The organism is Microbacterium trichothecenolyticum (assembly GCF_000956465.1).
Lineage (GTDB): Bacteria > Actinomycetota > Actinomycetes > Actinomycetales > Microbacteriaceae > Microbacterium > Microbacterium trichothecenolyticum.
Window position 1 is genome coordinate 83,690 of record NZ_JYJA01000034.1, and the last position, 22,621, is coordinate 106,310.

Genomic DNA, 22,621 nt, shown 5'->3' on the forward strand with positions numbered 1-22,621 from the left:
ATCAGTTGTCTCCCTCTTCGGATCCCTCGCCCTGAGCGCCCGTGCCGGGCGCGTTCTGCAGACGGTCGTAGGCGTCGTTGATGTCGCCGGTCTGGCCCGCCTCGCGCAGCGTGGCGAGGTAGTCCTCGTACTCGGCTGCGCTGACGACCTTGACGTTGAACAGCATCATCGAGTGGTACTCGCCGCAGAGTTCGGCGCACTTGCCGGCGTACTCGCCCTCGCGGGTCGGCGTGAAGGACCAGTAGTTGTCCCTGCCGATGTACATGTCCTTCTTGTAAAGGAAGTCGATGATCCAGAACGAGTGGATGACGTCACGCGACTGCAGCTTGATCTTGACCGACTCGTTGACCGGAAGGACGAGGGTCGGCAGCTCGCTGATGACGTCGCCGCGCTCGTCGGTCTGCGCCTGGACGCCCATCGTCCAGACGGTCTCGTCGTCGCTGGCGCCGTCGTACTGGAAGTCCCACGACCACTGCTTGCCGATCGCCGTGATCGACACATCGGGCTCGTCGTACTGCGTCTCGAGGATCGCCTGGTCGCGCGCGGTGAAGGCGAAGAAGCCGACCACGAGGATCAGCGGGACGATCGTGTAGAAGATCTCGATCGGCATGTTGTAGCGCAGCTGGACGGGAAGACCCATCTGGCCCTTGCGACGCCGGTACGCGATCGCCGCCCATCCCATGAGGCCCCACGTGATGACGCCGACGACGAGCAGCACGATCCACGAGTTCACCCAGAGACCCGCGACCATGTCGACGTGGTTGGTGGCCGGCTGGCCGTCTTCGGTGAACCCGGGGAGGAAGCCGTGCAGCTCGGTCGGGGTGCATCCGGCGAGGACTGCAGCCGCTGCGATCCCGAGTGGGAGAACGGCCCAGCGGATACGGCGTTTCGAAGGCACGGTGCACCTTTCCGATCACGAACAGGACTCACGTCAGTCTAGGGCAACCGCCCAGGCGATTCAGGCCATCCGCTCAGGTTGGGTCGTGTCGAGGAGACGGAAAAAGGCGGGCCCGGGCGCGAATCGAAGCGCGCCGGACCCGCCGGAAAAGTATCGGATCGTTAGCGATCAGTGGAAGCTGTCGCCGCACGCGCACGACCCGGCCGCATTGGGGTTGTCGATCGTGAAGCCCTGCTCCGAGATGGTGTCCTTGAAGTCGATCGTGGCGCCGTCGAGGTACGGAACGCTCATGTCGTCGACGATCACCTCGACGCCGTCGAAGTCGACCGTCTTGTCGCCGTCGAGGTAGCGCTCGTCGAAGTAGAGCTGATAGATCAGGCCGCTGCACCCGCCGGGCTGCACGGCGACGCGCAGGCGCAGATCGTCGCGTCCCTCCTGCTCGAGCAGGTTCTTGACCTTGCCGGCGGCGGCGTCGGTCAGCAGCACACCGTGTTCGCGGGCGGTCTGCTCGGTCGTCAGTGCGGTGTCGGTCATGGCACTCCTCCGGAAGGGCCGCCCCGGATCGATCATCCACTCAGGCGGCGGGATGCGACGATTCTACGCGTGCCCGCTGGCCAAAGGCTCCGGGAGCGGCGCATTCGCGCCGATCCCGGAGCCGTCGTGCCACGCCTGCGACGTACGCGCGTCGAGCTTCTCGAGCAGGAGCGCCTCGGAGAGCACGGCATTGCGGAAGGTCTCGAGGTGCAGCGACTCGTTGGGGCTGTGGGCCTTGGCGTGCGGATCCTCCACGCCGGTCACGAGGATCTGGGCGCCCGGGAACTCGCGTACGAGATCGGCGATGAACGGGATCGACCCGCCTACGCCGATGTCGACGGACTCGACGCCGTAGCCCTCATGGAGCGCCTCGCGTGCGGCCTCCACTGCCCAGCCCGAGGTGTCGACGAGGAAGGCGTCGCCGTAGTCCTGGTCGCTGAAGGTCAGCTGCGCACCGAACGGCGCGTGCGCGCGCAGGTGCGCCTCGATGGCGGCGTACGCCTCGCGCGCGGGCTGACCAGGCGCGACGCGGGCGCTGATCACGACGGAGATCTCGGGGCTGAGCGTGTTCGAGGCGTTCACGACGCTCGGCGCGTCGATACCCGTCACCGTGATCGAGGGCTTGTTCCAGATACGGCTGAGGATCGTGCCGCGGCCGACGGGCGAGACGCCGGCCGGCAGCCCGGCCTCGTCGCGCAGCGTCTCCTCGCTGTACTCCGGGGTCTCGGCATCCCGTTCGGTCAGCCCCGCCACCGCGACCGCGCCGTCCTCGTCCCACAGCGTCGCCAGTAGCTTGACGGTCGCCATCATGGCGTCGGGCACCGCTCCCCCGAACATGCCGGAGTGCGAGGCGTGCTCGAGCGTGCGCACGCGGAGCGTGAAGCGCGTATTGCCGCGCAGCGACACCGTGAGCGCCGGCGTCTTGGCGTCCCAGTTGCCGGAGTCGGCGACGACGATCACGTCCGCGCGGAGCGCATCGGCGTTGTCCGAGAGGAACTGCGCGAACGACCGGGAGCCCGCCTCCTCCTCGCCCTCGAAGAACAGCGCCACACCGAGGTCGAAGTCGTCGCCGATGCCCTCCTTGAGCGCGCGCAGCGCCGCAAGGTGGGCCATGATGCCCGCCTTGTCATCGGCGGCGCCGCGGCCGTAGAGCCGGCCGCCGCGGACGGTGGGCTCGAACGGCGACGACTCCCAGAGCGCCTCGTCGCCGACCGGCTGCACGTCGTGGTGCGCATAGAGCAGGATCGTCGGGCGGCCGTTGCGCGCTGCCCGCGTGGCGAGCACCGCGGGGTTGCCCCGCTCCCCCGTCTCCGGGATGGCAGCCGTGCGGATCTCCACTGTTTCGAACAGCCCCGTCTCGCGCGCGAGCTCGGCGACCGCCTCGGCGCTGCGCTGCACCTGCGCGGGGTCGAACCCGGGGAACGCGACGGACGGGATGCGCACGAGATTGCCGAGATCGGCGAGGGCGGAAGGGATGCCGGAAGCCGCGGCTTCGCGCACAGCATCCTGTCGGGAGAGCTCAGAGGTCATGCGGGTAATCTTAAGTGCACCCCTTCTCCGCACTCCGAGGATCATCCGTGGCCAAGACACCTGCAGCTCCTTCGTCCAACGACGCACCGTCGGAGGGCACCGTGCTCAACGGCGTCCCCACCGGCCCCTCGAACAAGGGCCGCCCCACTCCCTCCCGCGCCGAGCAGGAGGCCGCACGCAAGCGCCCCCTCGTGCCCGACACCAAGGAGGCGAAGGCACGCGCCAAGGCGGATCTCGCCGCTCAGCGCGAGAAGGCCCGCATCGGCATGGCCAACGGCGACCAGCGCTACCTCCCCGCGCGCGACCAGGGTGCGCAGCGCAAGTTCGTGCGCGACTGGGTCGACGCCGGATGGCACCTCGGCGAGGCGGTCATGCCCGCGATGGTGCTCGTCATCCTGGCGACGTTCCTGCCGATCGCAGCCCTGCAGTACTACGCGTTCGTGGGCCTCTGGATCTTCATCTTCTTCGTCATCGGCGACATGGTGATCACGTCGATCACCGTCAAGCGCGCCGTCAGGAAGAAGTTCGGCGAGGGCAAGGTCGAGAAGGGCCTCGGCTGGTACGCCGCCATGCGCACCGTCCAGATGCGCTTCCTCCGCCTTCCGAAGCCGCAGGTCAAGCGCGGTCAGAAGCCGGCCTGAGCCTCGCCAGGCCCCGGTTGATCTGCCGCGCCCACAGCGGGCCGCGGTAGAGGAAGGCCGTGTAGCCCTGCACGAGGGTGGCTCCGGCATCCAACCGCTCCTGCACGTCGGCGGCGGTCTCGACGCCGCCGACGGAGATCACCGCGAAGTGGGCGGGAACCGACTGGCGCAGCAGTCGCAGCACCTCGAGCGCGCGCGCCTTCAGCGGCGCTCCGGAGAGCCCGCCGTCGCCGGCCGCGGCCACCGTCGCGGGGTCGGTGACGAGCCCGTCGCGGGAGATCGTGGTGTTGGTCGCGATGATCCCGGACAGTCCGGCATCCACCGCGAGCTGCGCGATCGCGACGATCTCGTCATCAGGGAGGTCGGGCGCGATCTTCACCAGCAGCGGCGTCGCGCCCGCGGCGTCGCGCACGGCGTCGAGCAGCGGACGCAGGGTCTCGACGGCCTGCAGCCCGCGCAGCCCCGGCGTGTTCGGCGACGACACGTTCACCACGAGGTAGTCGGCGAGCGGCGCGAGCAGCGTCGCGCTGCGGACGTAGTCGGCGGTCGCATCCGCGACGTCGACGACCCGGCTCTTGCCGATGTTCACGCCCAGCACCGTGCGGCGCGAGCGCTTGCGGAGCGTCCGCAGACGCGCGGCCGCGGCCTCCGCGCCGTGGTTGTTGAAGCCCATCCGGTTCACGACGGCGCGGTCCGGGATGAGCCGGAACAGCCGCGGGCGCGGGTTGCCGTCCTGCGGGATTGCCGTCACCGTGCCGACCTCGACGTGACCGAAGCCGAGGGCGTGGAGGCCCGAGGCCCCCTTCACGTCCTTGTCGAACCCGGCCGCGACACCGAAGGGCGAGTCGAAGGCGAGCCCCAGCGCGGTGGTCCGCAGCTCGGGAGCAGGTCGGGTGATCGCACGCGCGGCCCAAGAGAACGGTGGAACCCCCAGCATCCGTATCACGGCCATCGCCGAATGGTGGGCGGACTCGGGGTCCATGCGCGACAAGACGGTGCGGAAGAGGAGGGGATACATCCCTCCTAGGCTATCCGGTCACTCCGTGGCGGCCGTTGCGCTCTCGTCGCGCGCGCGAGCGCGTCCGTGGTCGACCCGAAGCTGCTCGATGGCCGTCTCGAAGTCCTCGAGCGAGTCGAACGCCTGGTACACGCTCGCGAACCGGAGGTAGGCGACCTCGTCGAGGTCGCGCAGGGGGCCGAGGATCGCGAGACCGATCTCGTTCGCGTCCAGCTGCGAGGCGCCGGTCTGGCGGATGCTCTCTTCCACGGTCTGCGCGAGCACCGCGAGGTCGGCGTCGGTCACGGGCCGCCCCTGGCACGCCTTGCGCACGCCAGACATGACCTTCTCCCGGCTGAAGGGCTCGATCACGCCCGAGCGCTTGATGACGTTGAGGCTCGCGGTCTCGATCGTGGTGAAACGACCTCCGCACTGCGGGCACTGACGACGGCGACGGATGCTGAGACCGTCGTCGCTGGTGCGCGAGTCGATGACGCGCGAATCGGCGTGGCGGCAGAACGGGCAGTGCATGGCAGAGACAGCCTACGCCGGGAATCCGGGCTCAGTCCTCGAAACGGGCCGTGATGGCCTCGCCGTGGGCGGGGAGCGCCTCCGCCTCGGCGAGCGTCACGATCGCGGCGTGGACGGCGGCGAGGGCATCGCGGTCGTACTCGATGACCTGCTGCGGGCGCAGGAAGGTGGCGGCGGAGAGCCCCGCCGAGTAGCGGGCCTGTCCCCCGGTCGGCAGCACGTGGTTGCTGCCGGCGAGGTAGTCGCCGAGGCTCACCGGTGAATCCGCGCCGACGAACACGGCGCCGGCGTGAACGAACTCCTCGGGACGCGGGTCGGCGAGGTGCAGCTCGAGGTGCTCCGGCGCATAGGCGTTGCTGAACGCCGTCGCCGCGGCGAGGTCGTCGACCAGCACGATCGCCGACTGCGGGCCGGCGAGGGCCGCGGCGACGCGCTCGGCGTGACGTGTCGCGGCGGCGCGGGGCGCGATGGCCTCGAGGACTCCGGCCGCGAGCTGCTCCGACGTCGTGACGAGGACGGCGGAGGCCTGTTCGTCGTGCTCGGCCTGGCTGATGAGGTCGACCGCGACCAGGCGCGCGTCGGCGCTGTCGTCGGCGACCACGAGGATCTCGGTGGCCCCCGCCTCGGAATCCGTGCCGACGAGACCCGCCACGGCGCGCTTGGCGGCGGCGACGAAGTTGTTGCCGGGGCCGGTGACGACGTCGACCGGCTCGAGACCGAGCGACGCCACGCCGTGGGCGAGAGCCCCGATCGCGCCGGCGCCGCCCATCGCGTACACCTCGGTCACCCCGAGGAGCTTCGCGGCGCCGAGGATGACCGGGTGCACACGGCCGCCGAACGCGCGTTGCGGCGGCGAAGCCAGAGCGATCTCGGACACTCCCGCGACCTGCGCCGGCACGACGTTCATGACGACGCTCGAGGGGTACACGGCCTTGCCGCCGGGGACGTACAGGCCGACGCGGCGCACCGGCTGCCATCGCTGCGTCACCCGGGCGCCGGGACCGAGCTGGGTCACCGTCGGCGCAGGGACCTGAGCGGCGGATGCCTCGCGCACGCGCTCGATCGCCTGCTCGAGCGCGGCGCGCACGGCGGGATCGAGCGTCTCGAGCGCCTCGTCGAGGTGGGCGGCGGGGACGCGGATGTCGTGCCCGGCCACGCCGTCGAAGGTCGACGCCTGCTCCCTGAGGGCGGTCTCGCCGCGCGCAGCCACGTCGTCCACGATGTGCGCGGCCGTCGCGAGGGCTTCTGTGCGCGCCGCCTCGGCACGGGGAACGGTCGCGAGCAGTTCCGCGGGCGTGAGCGCACGCCCGCGCAGGTCGATCGTCCGGAGCATCCTTCTACGGTATCGCGAGGCGGATCGGAGTCAGCCGCGCGTGACGCCCGAGACGTCGTGCAGGTAGCCGATGCGGCCGTCCTCGTGGCGCACCACGAACACCTCGCCGCGGTCCTCGATGACGAGAGCCCATGCGCTCGGGCCGATGCGGAACACGGGGATGCCGATCTCGTCCACGATGTCGCGCTCCTCGGGCACGAGCGCCCAGAAGGCCTGGTGCTGCGGCGCCGTCGCCGCGGCGGGTTCCACGGTGGACGTGGGGTTCTCGACGTGCTCGAAGGACTCCCGCGCCTGAGCGGGCTCGATCGGGGCCGGCGCGACCTGCTCCTCGACCGTCGGGGCGTCCTGCTCGTCGATCGGGATCACCGTCGTGGCGAAGTCGTCGTTCGCCGCGGCTTCAGGCGTCGCGGTGGAGCCGGTGTCGGCGGGCGCGTAGGGCGTGTATTCCGCCTCTGCCTCGGCGGCGGGCTCGGGGCGCACGGGCGCTGGGCGCGGCGACACGGGCCGCACCGGACGGGCGCTGCGGTGCGCCGGGACCTCGGGGCGCCCCTGGAAGTCCTGCGCGAACGGGCCGATGAACGGCGCGGCGACCGTGAGCACGACGCCGGCGAGCATGAGGAAGAACTCCACCCACACGACCCAGGAGGCGAGGAAGATCTGCCCCACCGACAGGCGGACGAACGAGTTCCACAGCAGGCTCAGCCAGAGCACGCTGGCGACGGAGAACGCGACCGACGCGAACTGGTCGATGCCGAGGGAGCCGACGCGGCGGATGCCCTGCGGTGACAGACGGCGCAGCACGATGAGGAACACCGCGATGGTCGGCACGCCGATCATGAGGATCCAGTCGATGCCGCCGGTCCAGACCGACGGCGCCGACTCGAATGGGCCGTAGATCGGGAAGAACGACACGACGAACGCGACGATCCACGTTCCCGCGAGGGCGACCTCGCGGATGGAGAACGGCCCGACACCGTACTGCGGCGGCTCTTCGGTCGCGACCGCCTCGTCGATGCTGGCGTCCTGCTTCTCGTCCGTCACGTTCGTTCCTTCCGGCGGGCTCCCGAGGCCCGCGTCGACCCGATATTACCTACGGCGCATGAGACGCCGATGAGACGGCGCGACGTGCGGCGACATCCGCCGACGCACGCGCGCCCGCTTGTCATCCGAGACACTGCGGCCCGAGGAGACCCTTGAGCTCGCCGTACAGGTCCGGGGTGATCCGTACGGTGTGCGGCACCTCGAACACCTTGGCCACCGTGCCGCTGTGGAGCTTGACCGACACCTCGGTCTCGCCCGCGTGGCGGTTCAGGGTCTGCAGGAGCTCGCCGACGAGCGCCTCGCTCGCACGCCGCTCTGGAATGATCAGCACCAGTGCGCTCGACTCGTCCATGCTGCCGAGATCCGGCGAGAACGCGGACTGCGCGTGGAGGTTCATGCCGTCGTCGCGCCGCGACACGCGGCCGCGCACAACGAGGATCGAGTCGGCCTGCAGCATGTGCTGGAACTCGGTGTAGGTCTTGCCCATGAACATGACCGTGATCTCGCCGTCGAAGTCCTCGACGGTGATCATGCCGTAGGGATTGCCGCTCTGCTTGGCCACGCGATGCTGCACGCTCGTGACGAGGCCGGCGATCGTCACCTGATCGCCGTCGCCCACGTCCTCCGAGGCCAGCAGGTCGTGGATGCTCGTCGATGCGTGCTTCGCGAGCGGGATCTCGAGGCCGGCCAGCGGGTGGTCCGACACGTAGAGCCCCAGCATCTCGCGCTCGAAAGCGAGCTTGTCCTTCTTGGTCCACTCGGGCCGCTCGGGCACCTTGGCCGCCTGCTGAGGCTCGTCGTCCCCCCAGAGCGAGTCGAAGTCGAAGCCGACCTCGCCGTTGGCCTCGCGGCGCTTGTCGAGCACGGCGGCCTCGGTCGCATCCTCATGGATCTCCATGAGTGCGCGCCGCGTCGACCCCATCGTGTCGAACGCGCCGGCCTTGATCAGCGACTCGACCGTCCGCTTGTTCGCCACATGCACGGGCACCTTTGAGAGGAAGTCATGGAAGCTCGAATAGGTCGCGTCGGCCCGGGCGGCGACGATGCCCTCGACGACGTTCGCGCCGACGTTGCGCACCGCGCCGAGGCCGAATCTGATGTCTTCGCCGACGGCCGCGAAGTACCGGATCGACTGCCCGACGTCGGGCGGCAGCACCTTGATGCCCATGCGGCGGCACTCGTTGAGGTAGACCGCCATCTTGTCCTTCGAGTCACCGACGCTGGTGAGGAGCGCAGCCATGTACTCGGCCGGATAGTGGGCCTTGAGGTACGCCGTCCAGTACGAGACGAGTCCGTACGCGGCGGAGTGCGCCTTGTTGAAGGCGTAGTCCGAGAACGGCAGCAGGATGTCCCACAGCGCCTGCACCGCGGCATCGCCGAAGCCGCGCTCCTTCATGCCGCCGGAGAAGCCCTCGTACTGCTTGTCGAGCTCGGACTTCTTCTTCTTGCCCATCGCGCGCCGCAGGATGTCTGCTTGTCCGAGGGAGAAGCCGGCCACCTTCTGAGCGATGGCCATGACCTGCTCCTGATAGATGATCAGGCCATAGGTCGTGTCGAGGATGTCCTTCAGCGGCTCCTCGAGCTCGGGGTGGATCGGCGTGATGTCCTGCAGCCCGTTCTTGCGCAGCGCGTAGTTGGTGTGCGAGTTCGCGCCCATCGGACCCGGGCGGTACAGCGCGATGACGGCCGAGATGTCCTCGAAGTTGTCGGGCTTCATCAGCCGCAGGAGAGAGCGCATCGGCCCGCCGTCGAGCTGGAAGACGCCCAGCGTGTCGCCACGGGTCAGCAGGTCGTAGGCGGGGCGGTCGTCGAGGGTCAGGTGCTCGAGGTCGAGCTCCTCGCCACGGTTGAGACGGATGTTGTCGAGCGCGTCCGAGATGATCGTGAGGTTGCGAAGCCCCAGGAAGTCCATCTTGATGAGCCCGAGGGTCTCGCAGGACGGGTAGTCGAACTGCGTGACGATCTGACCGTCCTGCTCGCGGCGCATGATCGGGATGATGTCGAGCAACGGCTCCGACGACATGATCACACCTGCGGCGTGCACGCCCCACTGCCGCTTCAGTCCCTCGAGTCCGAGCGCACGGTCGAAGACCGTCTTCGCCTCGGGATCGGTCTCGATCAGCGTGCGGAACTCGACAGCCTCCTTGTAGCGCGGATGCTGCGGGTCGAACATGCCGTCCAGCGGCATGTCCTTGCCCATCACGGGCGGGGGCATCGCCTTGGTCAGCCGCTCCCCCATGCTGAAGGGGAAGCCGAGCACGCGCCCCGCGTCCTTCAGCGCCTGCTTCGACTTGATGGTGCCGTACGTGACGATCTGCGCGACGCGCTCGGAGCCGTACTTCTCGGTGACGTAGTCGATCACCTCGCCGCGGCGGCGATCGTCGAAGTCGACGTCGAAGTCGGGCATCGAGACGCGGTCGGGGTTGAGGAACCGCTCGAAGATGAGGCCGTGCTCGAGGGGGTCGAGGTCGGTGATCTTCATCGCGTAGGCCACCATCGAGCCCGCGCCGGAGCCGCGGCCGGGACCGACGCGGATGCCGTGGTCCTTCGCCCAGTTGATGAAGTCGGCGACCACCAGGAAGTAGCCGGGGAAGCCCATCTGCAGGATGATGCCGGTCTCGTACTCGGCCTGCTTGCGGACCTTGTCGGGGATGCCCCCCGGGTACCGGTGATGAAGGCCCCGCTCGACCTCCTTGATGAGCCAGCTGTCTTCAGTCTCGCCGTCGGGCACGGGGAAGCGGGGCATGTAGTTCGCCGAGGTGTTGAACTCGACCTTGCAGCGCTCGGCGATCAGCAGCGTGTTGTCGCACGCCTCGGGGTGGTCGCGGAACAGCTGCCGCATCTCCTGTGCGGGCTTGATGTAGTACCCGTCGCCGTCGAACTTGAACCGGTTCGGGTCGTCGAGGGTCGACCCCGACTGCACGCAGAGCAGCGCTGCGTGCGCGTCGGCCTCGTGCTGGTGGGTGTAGTGCGAGTCGTTGGTGGCGACCAGCGGGATGTCGAGGTCCTTCGCGAGCCGCAGCAGATCGCTCATGATCCGTCGCTCGATCGACAGGCCGTGGTCCATGATCTCGGCGAAGTAGTTCTCCTTGCCGAAGATGTCCTGGAACTCGGCCGCCGCCGCGCGCGCCGCGTCGTACTGGCCGAGACGCAGGCGCGTCTGCACCTCGCCGGACGGGCAGCCGGTCGTCGCGATGAGCCCCTTGCCGTACGTCTGGAGGAGCTCGCGGTCCATGCGCGGCTTGAAGTAGTAGCCCTCCATGCTCGACAGCGAGCTCAGCCGGAACAGGTTGTGCATGCCCTCGGTGGTCTCGCTCCACAGCGTGGTGTGCGTGTAGGCACCGGAGCCGGAGACGTCGTCGCTCTTCTGCTCGGGCGTGCCCCACGCCACGCGCGACTTGTCGCTGCGGTGGGTACCGGGCGTGACGTACGCCTCGAGTCCGATGATCGGGTTGATGCCGGCGGCCTGGGCCGCGCGGTAGAACTCGAACGCGGCGAACGTGTTGCCGTGGTCGGTGACGGCGATCGCCGGCATGCCGTACTCGGCCGCCGCCTGCGTCATCGCCCCGATCTTGGCCGCTCCGTCGAGCATCGAGTACTCGCTGTGCACGTGCAGATGGACGAAGGAATCGGATGCCACGCATCGAGTCTAGGTTCGGCCGCCGACACCGGCGGCGGCATCCGTCGTGAGTCGCGGACTCCTGCCACGAGGTCTCTTCACCCTCGACTCGAGGGTGAAGGTCAGGGTCTCAGAACTCCTCGTCGAGGGCGTACTGGCGCTGCCATGACTCGGGCCGTTCGATCCCGAGGCCGTACAGGTAGCGGATGAGCTGTCCGTGGTGCTGCGTCTCGTGCTCGAGCAGCGCAAGCGCATATGTGAGGGATGCCTCGTCCTCGGCGTCCAGCCCCGCGATCCAGTCATCGACATCCGATGAGGTCTGCGCCAGCGCAGCGCGGAGAGCCGCGGCATCCGTCGTCTCGTCCGCCGTGACCGGGCTCGTGAAACCCTGCCACTCCCCCGCCCGCGCGGCACGCGGGTAACTCTCGCGCGCCCCGAGGACGCACCAGAGCTGATGCCCCACCGTGTCGGACGGGAGGTCCGCCAGGTGCGAGCCCAGCTGCTCCGGCGAGACCGCATCGACGAAGTCGAGGTAGAGGGAGTTCGCACGGGTGAAGCGGTGGCGCAGGAGTTCGTTCACGCGTCCACGCTAGAGCTCGAGGCGCATGAGGACGCGGGGAAACCCCGACAGCACCGACTCTGTGTCGGCGGCCTTCACGAACCCGGCCTTCTCGAACAGGCGGCGCGTGCCGACGTACGCCATCGTCAGATCGACCTTCTCACCGACGTTGTCGACGGGGTAGCCCTCGAGCACAGGGGCGCCCTGGTCGCGTGCGAACTCGACGGCACCGTCGATGAGAGCGTGCATGACGCCCTTCTTGCGATGCCCCGGCCGCACCCGGAAGCACCAGAGCGACCACACGTCCTGCTCATCGACGTGCGGGATCTTGCGGAACGTCGCGAAGTGCGTCCGCGTGCGCGGCGCCACCGCGGCCCACCCGACGACCTCGTCGCCGTCGTACGCGAGAACGCCGATCGGACCCTCTTCGTCGATGAGCCGGCGCACGCGCTCTCCGCGCTCCGGTCCTTTCAGTGCGAGGTTCTCCTTCGAGGGGATGCGGTAGCTGAGACAGAAGCACACATTGGACACCGGGTTCTTCGGGCCCACCATCGTCGCGACGTCTTCGTAGACCATCGCGGGTCTCACCTCGATCGACATGGCGACACTCTGCCCGAGGCATCCGACATCGTCCAGGCGCAGTTGCGATCGGGACCCGGCGCGCCGCATAGGGTGTGAGCATGCCCACCCCGGACTTCATCCTCGAGCTGCGTGAGAAGGTCGGCACGCACCCGCTGTCCCTGTCGGGCGTGACCGCGGTCGTGATCCGCGACGGCGCGGTGCTGCTGGGCCGTCGCAGCGACAACGGCTGGCTCACGCCGATCACGGGAATCGTCGACCCGGGCGAAGAGCCCGCAGACGCAGCTGTGCGCGAGACGCGCGAGGAGGCCGGTGTCGTCTGCCGCGTCGAGCGACTTGCCTGGGTGCACCAGATCCCGCGCATCGTCTACGGCAACGGCGATCAGGCGGACTACCTCGACCTCACGTTCCGGTGCGCGTGGGTGTCGGGCGAGCCGTACCCCGCCGACGGCGAGATGACCGAAGTCGGGTGGTTCGACCTCCACGCGCTGCCCGCCGAGATCGATGCCGACATGCGTCGGCGGATCGACTCCGCGCTCCTCGGCGACGGGGCCGCGCGCTTCGAGGGCGGACGCTGAGCGCTCGCGCAGCCGGGCACGGCGGGATCAGTCACCGCGCAGCACGCTGAGCGCATGCGCCAGGTCGGCCGGATACTCCGACGTGAACGTCACCCAGTCCCCGGTCGCGGGATGCGCGAACGAGAGCTCGTGGGCATGCAGCCACTGGCGCGTGAGGCCCAGCCGCGCCGACATGGTCGGGTCGGCGCCGTAGAGCGGATCGCCGACGCACGGGTGCCGGTGCGCCGCCATGTGCACGCGGATCTGGTGGGTGCGTCCCGTCTCGAGGTGGATCTCGAGCAGCGAGGCTCCCGGGAACGCCTCGAGCGTCTCGTAGTGCGTGACGGAGTCCTTGCCGTCGGGAGTCACCGCGAACTTCCACGAGTGCGACGGATGCCGTCCGATCGGCGCGTCGATGGTTCCGGCGAGCGGGTCGGGGTGGCCCTGCACGACGGCGTGGTAGATCTTCTCGACCTCGCGCTCCTTGAAGGCGCGCTTGAGCGCGACATACGCCTGCTCGGTCTTGGCGACGACCATGAGGCCGCTCGTGCCGACATCGAGTCGGTGCACGACGCCCTGACGCTCGGCGGCGCCGGTCGTCGCAATGCGGTAGCCGCCGGCGGCGAGGGCGCCGAGCACCGTCGGCCCCTCCCACCCGAGGGAGGGGTGCGCCGCGACACCCGACGGCTTGTCGACCACGACGATGTCGTCGTCGTCGTACACGATGCCGAGGTCGGGCACCTCCACCGGCACGACCCGCGGCTCCTCCTTCGGCGCCCACGACACGTCGAGCCAGGCGCCGCCGCGGAGCTTGTCGGACTTCGCGAGCGTCCGCCCGTCCATCGTCACACCGCCGGCCTCGGCGACCTCGGCCGCGAACGTCCGGGAGAAGCCGAGCATCTTGGCGAGGGCCGCGTCGACGCGAGCGCCGTCGAGTCCGTCGGGGACGGGAAGGCTGCGCGAGTCCACGTCAGAGCTGGGCGCCGGACTCGGGCCGCTTCGGATCGTGGCCGGCCTCGTACTCCTCCGCCTCGCGCTCGGCCTCTTCCTCGACCTCGTGCTGTTCGGCCTCGCTGAGCGGAGGCAGCCCGCGCTCGGCGGCCGGGATGCCCGCGTCCGGGTCGGCGACGGGGAACTCGTCGCCGAAGCCTTCCACGGTGCCGCCGGAGGCGAACTGGTCGCCCTCGGCGCCGAGGAGCGTCTCGTCGTCCTCGCTTCTGTTCTCGTCCTTGCGGCCGTGGTCGCGCGTACCGTCCATGTGAACCCCCACGAGTACCAAGAGTGCGATCGCGATCATGTCGCACACGATGAAGATGTCGGCGACGTTGTAGATCGCCGGGGACATGCCGGGGAAGAACCACATCCACGGCGTGTTGATGAAGTCCACGACGTGCCCGACGCCGAAGCCGGGGTCGCGGAAGAGCCGATCGGTGAGATTGCCCAGGACGCCGCCGAGGAGGAGCCCGAGGGCGACCGCCCAGAGGCGCGAGCGCACGCGCGTCGCGGCGAGCCACGCGATGACCACGGCGACGGCGGCCAGCGCGATCGTGAAGATCCACGTGACCTCCTCACCGAGCGAGAAGGCGGCGCCGGGGTTGCGGGTCAGGTAGAAGCTCAGGAAGTCACCGAGGACCTCGACCGGCTCCTGGTAGGGCAGGTTCTCGAGCGCAAGGTACTTCGCCAACTGGTCGGCGGCCAGCACCAGCACCGCGAGAACCGCGATGATGGTGCCGGCCGCCGCCTGACGAAGGGGTGGTCGGCGCGACAAGGCCTAGAGGCCCAGCGCGGAGACCGGCTGAGCGCCGGACGCCGTCGCCGTGGTCTCGAGGTCGCGCAGCTTGCCCTCGATGTAGCTGCGCAGCTGTGCGCGGTAGTCGCGCTCGAAGTTGCGGAGCTCGGAGATGCGGCCCTCGAGCGTGGTGCGCTCGCGCTCGAGCTTCGAGAGCTCCTCGCGACCGCGCGTCTCGGCCTCGGACACGATCGACGCGGCCTGCGACTTGGCGTCGGAGATGAGCTGGTCGCGCTGCGCGATGCCCTCGGCGACGTGCTCGTCGTGCAGGCGCTGCGCCAGCTCGATGATGCCGGCACTCGCGGCGGGAGCGGCGCCACCGGCGGCGGGGGCGGGCTCGGCGACAGGCGCCGGGGCGGGAGCCGGGGCAGGCGCGGCAGCACCCGACTCATACGCCGCCAGCTTGGCCTTCAGCTCCTCGTTCTCGGTGAGAGCCTTACGCCACTCCACGACGATCTCGTCGAGGAAGTCGTCCACCTCATCCGGGTCGAAACCCTCCTTGAAGCGGACGTGCTGGAACTGCTTGGTGACGACGTCATCGGGGGACAATGCCATGGTGATTCCTCTTTCGAGCGTCTGGTCGCTGGCCGATGTCGGGGCGGCCGCCGGCTGGCGGCCGTTCGTATCAGCAAAGCATAGTCATCGGTTCTGAGAGTGTCGAAGGCGACGACCTGGTCGGAGGGAGTCGGTTCAGCCTGCGAGGGTGCGGGTGATGCTGAGCAGGATGAAGCACAGCAGCATCGTCAGCGCGAACCCGAAGTCGATCGCGATCGCACCCACGCGCAGCGGCGGGATGAAGCGGCGGAACAGCCTGATCGGCGGATCGGTGACGGTGTAGATGATCTCCGCGGCGACGAGACCCGCGCCTCGCGGACGCCACTCCCGGTTGAAGAACGGGATCCAGTCGAGGACCAGCCGCGAGAGCAACACGAAGACATAGAGCAGCAGCGCGAGGTTGAGGATCGCTGCGATGAGTTGGACGACTGCCACGTAGCCAGATTACGGCTGCGCGAACGGAACCGACTCCGGATCCGCCTGCGCGACCGCTCCGTCGCCCGACACGGCGACGTTCTCGGGCGAGAGCAGGAACACCTTGCTGGTGACGCGCTCGATGCGTCCGTAGAGGCCGAGCGACAGGCCACTCGCGAAGTCGATGAGACGCCGCGCGTCGGCGTCGCTCATCTGCGAGAGGTTGATGATGACGGGGATGCCGTCGCGGAAGTTCTCTGCGATGACCTGGGCATCGCGGTACTGCTTCGGGTGCACCGTAAGGATCTCGTTGATCGCCGCGGGCGCCGGCTGACGCACGACGGCGGGACGGTGGATCGGCGTCACGGGAGCGGCCGGCTTCTCGACGACCTGCTCGGACTTGCGAGCACGCGGCTGAGGGGCCGGCTCTTCGTAGACCTCTTCCTCGTCGGCGAGTCCGAGGTACACCATGGTCTTCTTGAGCGGGTTCGACATCTGATCCTCCGTAGTGCTCATCTGTTCCGAGGCTAGCCGCGTTCTGGTCTGGGTCCGGTGATTGCCGAACCGATGCGTAGGTGTGTCGCGCCGGCCGCGATGGCCTCGGCGAAGTCCGCCGTCATGCCGGCGGAGATCCACTCGGCATCCGGGACGACCGCGCGCACGGCGCCGGCGAGGCGGTTCAGCCGCTCGAACGCCGCAGCGGGCGGCTCGTCCAGCGGCGCGACCGCCATCACCCCGCGCACGCGCAGCGAGGGCAGCGCGGCGGTGTGGGCGGCGAGGGCCTCGAGGTCGTCAGGGGCGACGCCGCCACGGCCGGGGTCGTCGGTGAGGTTGACCTGCAGGAGCACGTCGAGGACGGCGTCTCCCGGCTCGGACGCGGCGTCGAGCGCGTCTGCCAGGCGGGAACGGTCCAGCGAATGGACGACGGATGCTGCCGCCCGGATCGCGCGCGCCTTGTTGGTCTGCGCCTGCCCGATGAAGTGCCAGCGCAGACCGGCGAGGGCTCCGACCTCGGCCGCCTTGCGGCTGAACTCCTGCTGCCGGTTCTCCCCCACGTCGCGCACGCCGAGCCCGTACAGCTCCTCGACGAGGGACGCCGGGTGGAACTTGGTCACGACGATGCGGGTGAGCTCGGACGGATCACGGCGCGCCGCGCGCGCGGCATCCGCGATCCGCTCATCGATCGTCGCGAGACGATCGGCGAGGTCGCCCACTTACTTGAGGAAGTCGGGGATATCGAGGTCGTCGTCGCCGAACGCGGTGTCGTAGGACGACTCGGTGACGGCGCCGACCGCAACCGGCACCTGCTGGGGCGTCTCGACGACATCGCGGTCCTTCGCGGCCTCGTCGGCCGATGTCACGGGCAGCGCGGGCGTGGAGACGACGCGCGTGGCCGTGATCGGCTCGATGCGGGCCTGCGGCTCGCCGCCGTCGAAGCCCGCCGCGATGACGGTGACGCGCACCTCGTCGCCGAGGGTGTCGTCGATGACCGTGCCGAAGATGATGTTCGCCTCAGGGTGCGCGGCCTCCTTGACCAGCTGCGCCGCGTCGTTGATCTCGAAGATGCCGAGGTTCGAGCCGCCCTGGATCGACAGCAGCACACCGTGCGCGCCTTCGATCGAGGCCTCGAGCAGGGGCGATTCGACGGCGAGCTCGGCGGCCTTGATGGCGCGATCCGCCCCCCGTGCGGAGCCGATGCCCATGAGCGCCGAACCCGCTCCCTGCATGACCGACTTGACGTCGGCGAAGTCGAGGTTGATGAGACCGGGTGTCGTGATGAGGTCGGTGATGCCCTGCACACCGGCGAGGAGCACCTGATCGGCGGTGGCGAACGCCTCGATCATCGAGATGCCGCGGTCGCTGATCTCGAGCAGGCGGTCGTTCGGCACCACGATGAGGGTGTCGACCTCTTCCTTCAGGCGCGCGACGCCCGACTCTGCCTGCTGCTGGCGTCGACGGCCCTCGAAGGAGAAGGGCTTCGTCACGACACCGATCGTGAGTGCTCCTATCGACTTCGCGATCTTGGCCACGACCGGCGCGCCGCCGGTGCCGGTGCCGCCGCCCTCGCCCGCGGTGACGAAGACCATGTCTGCGCCGCGCAGCGCCTCCTCGATCTCCTCCGCGTGGTCCTCGGCGGCGCGGCGCCCCACCTCGGGGTCGGCACCTGCACCGAGCCCCCGGGTCAGCTCGCGCCCGACATCCAGCTTGACGTCGGCGTCGCTCATGAGCAGCGCCTGGGCGTCGGTGTTGATGGCGATGAACTCGACGCCCCGCAGGCCGAGCTCGATCATGCGGTTGACCGCGTTCACGCCGCCGCCGCCGACGCCGACCACCTTGATGACGGCGAGGTAGTTCTGGTTCTGGCTCATGCCGGCCTCCGTAGCCCTGGACCTGTCGAAACCTTCAACCTCTAGTAGAGGTATAAAGAATTGCCCGGTATGCAATTCCTTTGTCACGAAAGTAGGCCGATGCCGCGCGCGAGCTCGGAGCGAGTCGGCGTGTCGCGCCATCTGGTACTCGAAGTCGCGTCGGAGGGCGTTGCGCGTCAGCGGACGACGACGGCGTCCGGCGATGAGACGTCGTACGAGAACACGTCGGCAGGCGGGCGCGCCGCCATGATCTTGTTCAGGGCGAGGGCCTTCTTCGCCGAATCCTCCGCGCTCCCCCACACGACCTGCGTGTTCGTGCCGCCGAGTTCGAGCGTCACGTCGTCGGGGGTGGATGCCGTGACCCCCGTCACCTGCGCACGGATCGCGTCGGGCAGCGAGCGCATCACCTGACCGGCCGCGGCGAACGCGTCGGAGTCCACGCCACCCGTGATCGTGAGCACGGGAGTGCCGGCGCTCGGCGTCGCCGTCGTCGACAGCGCCACGCCCGCCGCGTCGACGAGGGTGTACCCCGCACGCGTCTCGATCAGCCCGATCGGCGTGCGCTCGACGATCCGCACCACCAGCTCGTGCGGCGGTCGCGCCTCGAGGGCGTAGGTCTCGATGAGCGGGAACGCGACGAGCTCGGCCTTGATGGCGCTCTCGTCGACCAGCGGCAGCGGCGTGCCGAGCTGACCGGACAGCGCGGCGCTGACGTCGCCGGCAACGAGCTCCTGCGCACCGACCACAGTGATCTTCTCCACCCCGAACAGCGGACTGTACGCGGCGCCGAGCGTGCCGAGGGCGAGGAGGAGGACGGATGCCGCCGCACCGAACCACACCGCGCGCCGGCGTCGCTGGCGCACGGTGAAGCGGCGGATCTCGGCGCGCAGCGCCTTGCGCCGGGCGTGGGCGGCACTCCACACCTCGCGGAAGCCCACCTGCGCAGCATCCGTTCCCGCGTCGGCCGTCGTCGAATCGGGGGTGGGCTTCGCGTCGCGCAGCGGCGTCGGCGACGCCAGCGGGATGACGGGGGCCGTGGGGTTCTCGTCGGGCGCCGGCTCGTCCCGCCGACGTGCCGCCGGTGCCCGCGTGGCGGCGGACTCCTCGATGGGACGCTGCGTGCGCGTCGGCGCGGCCTTCTCCGCCGTGCCGCGCGAGGCGACCGGCGGCTGCGGCAACGGCGACGGGCGGCGCATGCGGCTGCTACTTCGCCGTGCTCGTCTGACGGGCGGAGTCCTCGTGGGCGAGGGCCTCGAGCACCTGCGGGATGATGAGGTACACGTTGCCGCAGCCGAGGGTGATGACGTAGTCGCCGTCGCGCGCGACCGAGGCCGTGTAGTCCGCGGCCTCCTGCCAGTCGGGGACGTAGTGCACGTGCGACGGGTCTGCGAAGGCCGCGCTCACGAGCTCGCCGGTGACTCCGGGCACGGGGTCCTCCCGGGCGCCGTAGACGTCGAGCATGACGGTGTGGTCGGCGTACCGCTCGAGCACCTCGGCGAACTCGCGGTACATCTCCTGCGTGCGCGAGTAGGTGTGCGGCTGCTGGATCGCGATGAGGCGTCCGTCGCCGACGACCGACCGAGCCGCGGCGAGGGCGGCGGCGACCTCGGTCGGGTGGTGGGCGTAGTCGTCGAAGACGCTGACGCCCCGCTCGACGCCGTGCAGCTCGAAGCGGCGGACGGTGCCGGCGAAGCCCTCGACCGCGCGGACCGCGGGCTCGAGGGCGTGGCCGAGCGTGAGGAGCACGGCGACCGCGCCCGCGGCATTGATCGCATTGTGGGCCCCGGGAACCGGCAGCTGCGCGTCGACGGCGACCCCGTCGTGCGTGATGCGGAACGAGACGGGTCCGTCGGTGACGATGTCGCTCACGCGCACCGTCGCGTCTGCGGCCTCGCCGAAGGTGATGACGTGCCGGTGGGTGAGCTGTGCGGCGACGAGCTGCGCACCCGCGTCGTCGGACGAGATGACGACCGCCTCGCGCGCCTCGTTCGCGAACCGGGCGAACGCGGCGTAGAACGCGTCGCGGGTGCCCCAGTGGTCGAGGTGGTCGGGATCGACGTTCGTGATGAGCGCGATCGACGTGTCGTACAGCAGGAACGTGCCGTCGGACTCGTCGGCCTCGATGACGAAGAGCTCGTCCGAGCCGCTGCCGCTGGACACACCCAACTGGGCGATGACGCCGCCGTTCACGAAGGTCGGCTGGACGCCCAGGTCGCGGAGGGCGGTGACGATCATGCCGGTCGACGTGGTCTTGCCGTGAGCACCGGCGACCGAGACGAGCCGACGCCCGCCGATCAGCCAGTACAGCGCCTGCGACCGGTGTATGACGTGCAGCCCGCGCTCTTTGGCGAGCACGAACTCGGGGTTCTCGGGCCAGATCGCGCCCGTGTGCACGACGGTGTCGACATCGTCGGCGAGGTTCGACGCGTCGTGCCCGACGTAGACGGTGGCGCCGAGCTCCGCGAGCTCGCGCAGCGCCGTGCTGTCGGCGCGGTCGGATCCCGAGACGCGGATCCCGCGCTCCAGATACATGCGGGCGAGCCCCGACATGCCGGATCCGCCGATTCCGATGAAATGGGCGGCCGTGATGTCGTCGGGAATGGGAAGACTGAGATCGGGTCTGATCATGACCGGTCAAGTCTAAGTTGGCGGGCGGATGCCGCGGCCCCGGCACGCTGGGGCCGCTCGGCGCCGACGCACTGCTTTGTGTTGACACATTGATACAGACGGCGACACAATCGAAGTCATGACCAGCGAGTTCGAGATGTCGTTCGAGGCACTCACGTCGGGAGGAGCACCCGCATGATCGTCATCGACCCGTCCTCCCCTCTCCCGCCGTTCGAGCAGCTGCGCACGGGGCTCGTCGACGCGGTCGCGTCCGGCGAACTCGCCGCGGGCACGCGGCTGCCCACGGTGCGCCGCCTCGCCGAAGACCTGGGTGTCGCACCGGGCACGGTCGCCCGCGCGTACCGCGAGCTCGAGGCATCCGGAATCATCGAGACCCGCGGCCGCAACGGCACGTTCGTCGCTTTCGACGCCGACCCCGCCCGTCAGCAGCTGCAGCGCGCCGCGGCGGCGTTCGCCGCGCAGGTTCGCGACCTGCATCTCGACGCCGAGGAGGCGCTCGCCGTCGTCACTGCTGCGCTGCGTGCGCCCGGGTCCGCGACCGCGGGAGCCTGATCACAGCCGCGTGCTGGTGCACTCCCCCAGCTGGGTCATCGAGAGGGCGTCGGGGCACTCGTCGAGCCACCAGCCCTCGCCGTAGCGATCCTGCGTCATGTCGGTGTAGATCTCCCACCCGCCGCCAGGGAGCACGCGGTAGTACGCCGTGAACGGGTCGCCCTCCGTGGTCGGTCGGGTCACCGCCAGCTCCGCGCCGGCGACGGAAGCCTCCTCGAGGCACGCGATGTCGCCGGTCGGAACCTCTTCGCCCTGATCGAGCTCGACGGTGCCGCAGGCCGGGAGCTCTTCGCGGCCGAGGAACGCCTGCGGCGTGGGCCCGCCTTTCGGCGCACCCGGGCCGGCCGTGCAACCGCTCAGCGCCAGTGCGCACAGCGCGCTCAGCAGAGCCGCGACGACACGCATCTCAGTCGCGCAGCGCGTCGTCGATCATCGCGACGACGTTCTCGGTTCCGGTGCGGGTGCCGACGGATGTCGCGGCCGCCGCCATCGCCACGCGGCGGGTCTCATCGACCAGGAGCGGCACGACCTCGGACCGCACGCGATCGCCCGTGAACTCCGCATCCGGGATCAGGATCGCCGCGCCGGCGCGGACCGCAGAGGAGGCGTTCAGCGCCTGCTCGCCGTTGCCCACGGCGTAGGGCACGTAGGCGGTCGGGATGCCCAGTGCGCTGATCTCGCTGACCGTGGCCGAACCGGCGCGCGAGACGATGAAGTCGGCGAGAGCGAACGCGAGGTCCATGCGGTCGACGTAGCGGCGGACGACATAGCCCGGCGCGCCGGGGTCGACGAGCTCGGAGCGCTCGCCGGTGACGTGCAGCAGCTGCCAGCCGGCGTCGAGCACGGCACGCCAGCCCTCGCCGTGCCCTTCGCCGAAGGCGGCGTTCAGGCGCTGGGCGCCGAGCGAGCCGCCGAAGACCAGGAGCACCGGCTTCGCCGGATCGAGTCCGAAGTACGCGGCCGCCTCGTCGCGCAGCGCGGCGCGGTCGAGCGCCACGATCTCCCGACGCAACGGCATCCCCACGACCTTCGAGCGCTTGAGTGGCGTGCCCTCGAAGGCCACGCCGACACCGGCCGCGCGGCGGGCGCCGAGCACGTTCGCGAGGCCCGGGCGGGCATTGGCCTCGTGCACGACGAACGGCACGTTCTCGCGCCGTGCCGCGACGTACGCCGGGGCCGACGCGTAGCCGCCGAAGCCGACGAGCACGTCGACGCCGCGCTGTGCGATGTGTGCGCGCACCTGTGAGATCGCGCGGGGGAAGCGCGCCGGGAACGTGGCGGCCGCCTTGTTCGGGCGGCGCGGGAACGGCACCTTGTCGACGAACAGCAGCTCGTAGCCGCGCTCGGGCACGAGCCGCGCCTCGAGCCCCTCGCGGGTGCCGAGCACGAGCACCTCGGCCTCGGGGTCGCGGGCGCGCAGCGCGTCGGCGACAGCCAGGAGCGGGTTGACGTGTCCGGCGGTGCCGCCGCCGGCAAGAAGGTACGTCGTCACTCC

24 protein-coding genes are annotated in these 22,621 nt (G+C 69.8%); 3 read left to right on the forward strand and 21 right to left on the reverse strand.

Annotation, left to right across the window (positions count from 1 at the left end):
* Window position 1 precedes the first annotated feature (1 nt).
* From ctaC to RS82_RS10010, 3 genes are all read right to left on the reverse strand, one after another.
* Entirely contained in the window at window positions 2–898 is an 897-nt protein-coding gene (ctaC, locus tag RS82_RS10000) for an aa3-type cytochrome oxidase subunit II (RefSeq protein WP_045298931.1), read from the reverse strand.
* 168 nt (window positions 899–1,066) lie between these two features.
* On the reverse strand, window positions 1,067–1,432 hold the full coding sequence (gene erpA / locus RS82_RS10005) for an iron-sulfur cluster insertion protein ErpA (RefSeq protein WP_045298933.1): 366 nt from the start codon (window positions 1,430–1,432) through the stop codon (window positions 1,067–1,069).
* A 63-nt stretch (window positions 1,433–1,495) separates the two neighbouring features.
* Window positions 1,496–2,962 (reverse strand): dipeptidase, encoded by a 1,467-nt coding sequence (locus RS82_RS10010; protein ID WP_245619575.1) that lies wholly within the window; start codon window positions 2,960–2,962, stop codon window positions 1,496–1,498.
* 47 nt (window positions 2,963–3,009) lie between these two features.
* Here RS82_RS10010 and RS82_RS10015 point away from each other — a divergent pair, with 47 nt between their 5' ends.
* Window positions 3,010–3,603: a DUF3043 domain-containing protein gene (locus RS82_RS10015; protein ID WP_045298935.1), complete on the forward strand. Its 594-nt coding sequence runs from the start codon at window positions 3,010–3,012 to the stop codon at window positions 3,601–3,603.
* Here RS82_RS10015 and RS82_RS10020 read toward each other — a convergent pair.
* The 7 genes from RS82_RS10020 to RS82_RS10050 all read right to left on the reverse strand — a co-directional run bounded on the left by RS82_RS10020 (window position 3,578) and on the right by RS82_RS10050 (window position 12,283).
* Window positions 3,578–4,621: a quinone-dependent dihydroorotate dehydrogenase gene (locus RS82_RS10020; RefSeq protein ID WP_045298938.1), complete on the reverse strand. Its 1,044-nt coding sequence runs from the start codon at window positions 4,619–4,621 to the stop codon at window positions 3,578–3,580. The genes RS82_RS10015 and RS82_RS10020 overlap by 26 nt on opposite strands.
* A gap of 18 nt (window positions 4,622–4,639) precedes the next feature.
* Entirely contained in the window at window positions 4,640–5,131 is a 492-nt protein-coding gene (gene nrdR, locus RS82_RS10025) for a transcriptional regulator NrdR (RefSeq protein WP_045298940.1), read from the reverse strand.
* Window positions 5,132–5,162: 31 nt separating this feature from the next.
* On the reverse strand, window positions 5,163–6,464 hold the full coding sequence (gene hisD / locus RS82_RS10030) for a histidinol dehydrogenase (protein WP_045298942.1): 1,302 nt from the start codon (window positions 6,462–6,464) through the stop codon (window positions 5,163–5,165).
* Between the two features lie 30 nt (window positions 6,465–6,494).
* Window positions 6,495–7,505, reverse strand: a complete 1,011-nt coding sequence (locus tag RS82_RS10035) for a hypothetical protein (protein ID WP_045298943.1) — start codon at window positions 7,503–7,505, stop codon at window positions 6,495–6,497.
* 121 nt (window positions 7,506–7,626) lie between these two features.
* Window positions 7,627–11,097, reverse strand: a complete 3,471-nt coding sequence (gene dnaE, locus RS82_RS10040; protein ID WP_045299187.1) for a DNA polymerase III subunit alpha — start codon at window positions 11,095–11,097, stop codon at window positions 7,627–7,629.
* A gap of 157 nt (window positions 11,098–11,254) precedes the next feature.
* The gene (locus RS82_RS10045) at window positions 11,255–11,704 is read right to left on the reverse strand and encodes a hypothetical protein (RefSeq protein WP_045298944.1); all 450 of its coding nucleotides are present in this window, start codon (window positions 11,702–11,704) and stop codon (window positions 11,255–11,257) included.
* Between the two features lie 9 nt (window positions 11,705–11,713).
* Complete coding sequence (locus tag RS82_RS10050) at window positions 11,714–12,283, reverse strand: GNAT family N-acetyltransferase (RefSeq protein WP_045298945.1); 570 nt, start codon at window positions 12,281–12,283, stop codon at window positions 11,714–11,716.
* 80 nt (window positions 12,284–12,363) lie between these two features.
* Between RS82_RS10050 and RS82_RS10055 the strand changes: the two genes are divergently transcribed.
* A complete protein-coding gene (locus RS82_RS10055; protein ID WP_045298946.1) occupies window positions 12,364–12,840 on the forward strand; it encodes an NUDIX hydrolase in 477 nt (158 codons plus the stop codon).
* A 27-nt stretch (window positions 12,841–12,867) separates the two neighbouring features.
* On the opposite strand, the gene RS82_RS10060 is transcribed toward RS82_RS10055, so the two are convergent.
* The 9 genes from RS82_RS10060 to murC all read right to left on the reverse strand — a co-directional run bounded on the left by RS82_RS10060 (window position 12,868) and on the right by murC (window position 20,574).
* Window positions 12,868–13,788 (reverse strand): RluA family pseudouridine synthase, encoded by a 921-nt coding sequence (locus RS82_RS10060; RefSeq protein ID WP_045298947.1) that lies wholly within the window; start codon window positions 13,786–13,788, stop codon window positions 12,868–12,870.
* Between the two features lies 1 nt (window position 13,789).
* A complete protein-coding gene (lspA, locus tag RS82_RS10065) occupies window positions 13,790–14,587 on the reverse strand; it encodes a signal peptidase II (RefSeq protein ID WP_396653202.1) in 798 nt (265 codons plus the stop codon).
* Between the two features lie 3 nt (window positions 14,588–14,590).
* Complete coding sequence (locus RS82_RS10070; protein WP_045298948.1) at window positions 14,591–15,163, reverse strand: DivIVA domain-containing protein; 573 nt, start codon at window positions 15,161–15,163, stop codon at window positions 14,591–14,593.
* A 135-nt stretch (window positions 15,164–15,298) separates the two neighbouring features.
* The gene (locus RS82_RS10075) at window positions 15,299–15,598 is read right to left on the reverse strand and encodes a YggT family protein (RefSeq protein WP_045298949.1); all 300 of its coding nucleotides are present in this window, start codon (window positions 15,596–15,598) and stop codon (window positions 15,299–15,301) included.
* 9 nt (window positions 15,599–15,607) lie between these two features.
* On the reverse strand, window positions 15,608–16,072 hold the full coding sequence (locus RS82_RS10080; protein WP_045298951.1) for a cell division protein SepF: 465 nt from the start codon (window positions 16,070–16,072) through the stop codon (window positions 15,608–15,610).
* 32 nt (window positions 16,073–16,104) lie between these two features.
* Window positions 16,105–16,791 carry a YggS family pyridoxal phosphate-dependent enzyme gene (locus RS82_RS10085; protein ID WP_045298953.1) on the reverse strand — a complete coding sequence of 229 codons (687 nt, stop codon included), beginning with the start codon at window positions 16,789–16,791 and terminating at the stop codon, window positions 16,105–16,107.
* A complete protein-coding gene (ftsZ, locus tag RS82_RS10090) occupies window positions 16,792–17,946 on the reverse strand; it encodes a cell division protein FtsZ (protein ID WP_045298955.1) in 1,155 nt (384 codons plus the stop codon).
* 176 nt (window positions 17,947–18,122) lie between these two features.
* On the reverse strand, window positions 18,123–19,142 hold the full coding sequence (locus RS82_RS10095; RefSeq protein ID WP_045298957.1) for an FtsQ-type POTRA domain-containing protein: 1,020 nt from the start codon (window positions 19,140–19,142) through the stop codon (window positions 18,123–18,125).
* A 7-nt stretch (window positions 19,143–19,149) separates the two neighbouring features.
* Window positions 19,150–20,574: a UDP-N-acetylmuramate--L-alanine ligase gene (gene murC, locus RS82_RS10100; protein ID WP_045298958.1), complete on the reverse strand. Its 1,425-nt coding sequence runs from the start codon at window positions 20,572–20,574 to the stop codon at window positions 19,150–19,152.
* A gap of 174 nt (window positions 20,575–20,748) precedes the next feature.
* Here murC and RS82_RS10105 point away from each other — a divergent pair, with 174 nt between their 5' ends.
* Window positions 20,749–21,126 carry a GntR family transcriptional regulator gene (locus RS82_RS10105; RefSeq protein ID WP_045298960.1) on the forward strand — a complete coding sequence of 126 codons (378 nt, stop codon included), beginning with the start codon at window positions 20,749–20,751 and terminating at the stop codon, window positions 21,124–21,126.
* Here the strand turns inward: RS82_RS10105 and RS82_RS10110 are convergent, their stop codons facing one another.
* Together RS82_RS10110 and RS82_RS10115 are read right to left on the reverse strand one after the other, a co-directional pair.
* Window positions 21,127–21,531 (reverse strand): hypothetical protein, encoded by a 405-nt coding sequence (locus tag RS82_RS10110; RefSeq protein WP_045298962.1) that lies wholly within the window; start codon window positions 21,529–21,531, stop codon window positions 21,127–21,129. It lies immediately after the preceding gene.
* A gap of 1 nt (window position 21,532) precedes the next feature.
* Window positions 21,533–22,618 (reverse strand): UDP-N-acetylglucosamine--N-acetylmuramyl-(pentapeptide) pyrophosphoryl-undecaprenol N-acetylglucosamine transferase, encoded by a 1,086-nt coding sequence (locus RS82_RS10115; RefSeq protein ID WP_045298964.1) that lies wholly within the window; start codon window positions 22,616–22,618, stop codon window positions 21,533–21,535.
* Window positions 22,619–22,621: the final 3 nt, after the last annotated feature.

Excerpts from the sequence above, each read along its gene's own strand:
- erpA (WP_045298933.1), bottom strand. The coding sequence starts at position 1,432 with ATGACCGACACCGCACTGACGACCGAGCAGACCGCCCGCGAACACGGT.
- RS82_RS10010 (WP_245619575.1), bottom strand. The coding sequence starts at position 2,962 with ATGACCTCTGAGCTCTCCCGACAGGATGCTGTGCGCGAAGCCGCGGCT.
- RS82_RS10020 (WP_045298938.1), bottom strand. The coding sequence starts at position 4,621 with ATGTATCCCCTCCTCTTCCGCACCGTCTTGTCGCGCATGGACCCCGAG.
- nrdR (WP_045298940.1), bottom strand. The coding sequence starts at position 5,131 with ATGCACTGCCCGTTCTGCCGCCACGCCGATTCGCGCGTCATCGACTCG.
- hisD (WP_045298942.1), bottom strand. The coding sequence starts at position 6,464 with ATGCTCCGGACGATCGACCTGCGCGGGCGTGCGCTCACGCCCGCGGAA.
- dnaE (WP_045299187.1), bottom strand. The coding sequence starts at position 11,097 with ATGCTCGACGGAGCGGCCAAGATCGGGGCGATGACGCAGGCGGCGGCC.
- RS82_RS10050 (WP_045298945.1), bottom strand. The coding sequence starts at position 12,283 with ATGTCGATCGAGGTGAGACCCGCGATGGTCTACGAAGACGTCGCGACG.
- RS82_RS10055 (WP_045298946.1), top strand. The coding sequence starts at position 12,364 with ATGCCCACCCCGGACTTCATCCTCGAGCTGCGTGAGAAGGTCGGCACG.
- RS82_RS10070 (WP_045298948.1), bottom strand. The coding sequence starts at position 15,163 with ATGGCATTGTCCCCCGATGACGTCGTCACCAAGCAGTTCCAGCACGTC.
- RS82_RS10080 (WP_045298951.1), bottom strand. The coding sequence starts at position 16,072 with ATGTCGAACCCGCTCAAGAAGACCATGGTGTACCTCGGACTCGCCGAC.
- ftsZ (WP_045298955.1), bottom strand. The coding sequence starts at position 17,946 with ATGAGCCAGAACCAGAACTACCTCGCCGTCATCAAGGTGGTCGGCGTC.
- RS82_RS10095 (WP_045298957.1), bottom strand. The coding sequence starts at position 19,142 with ATGCGCCGCCCGTCGCCGTTGCCGCAGCCGCCGGTCGCCTCGCGCGGC.
- murC (WP_045298958.1), bottom strand. The coding sequence starts at position 20,574 with ATGATCAGACCCGATCTCAGTCTTCCCATTCCCGACGACATCACGGCC.
- RS82_RS10105 (WP_045298960.1), top strand. The coding sequence starts at position 20,749 with ATGATCGTCATCGACCCGTCCTCCCCTCTCCCGCCGTTCGAGCAGCTG.
- RS82_RS10110 (WP_045298962.1), bottom strand. The coding sequence starts at position 21,531 with ATGCGTGTCGTCGCGGCTCTGCTGAGCGCGCTGTGCGCACTGGCGCTG.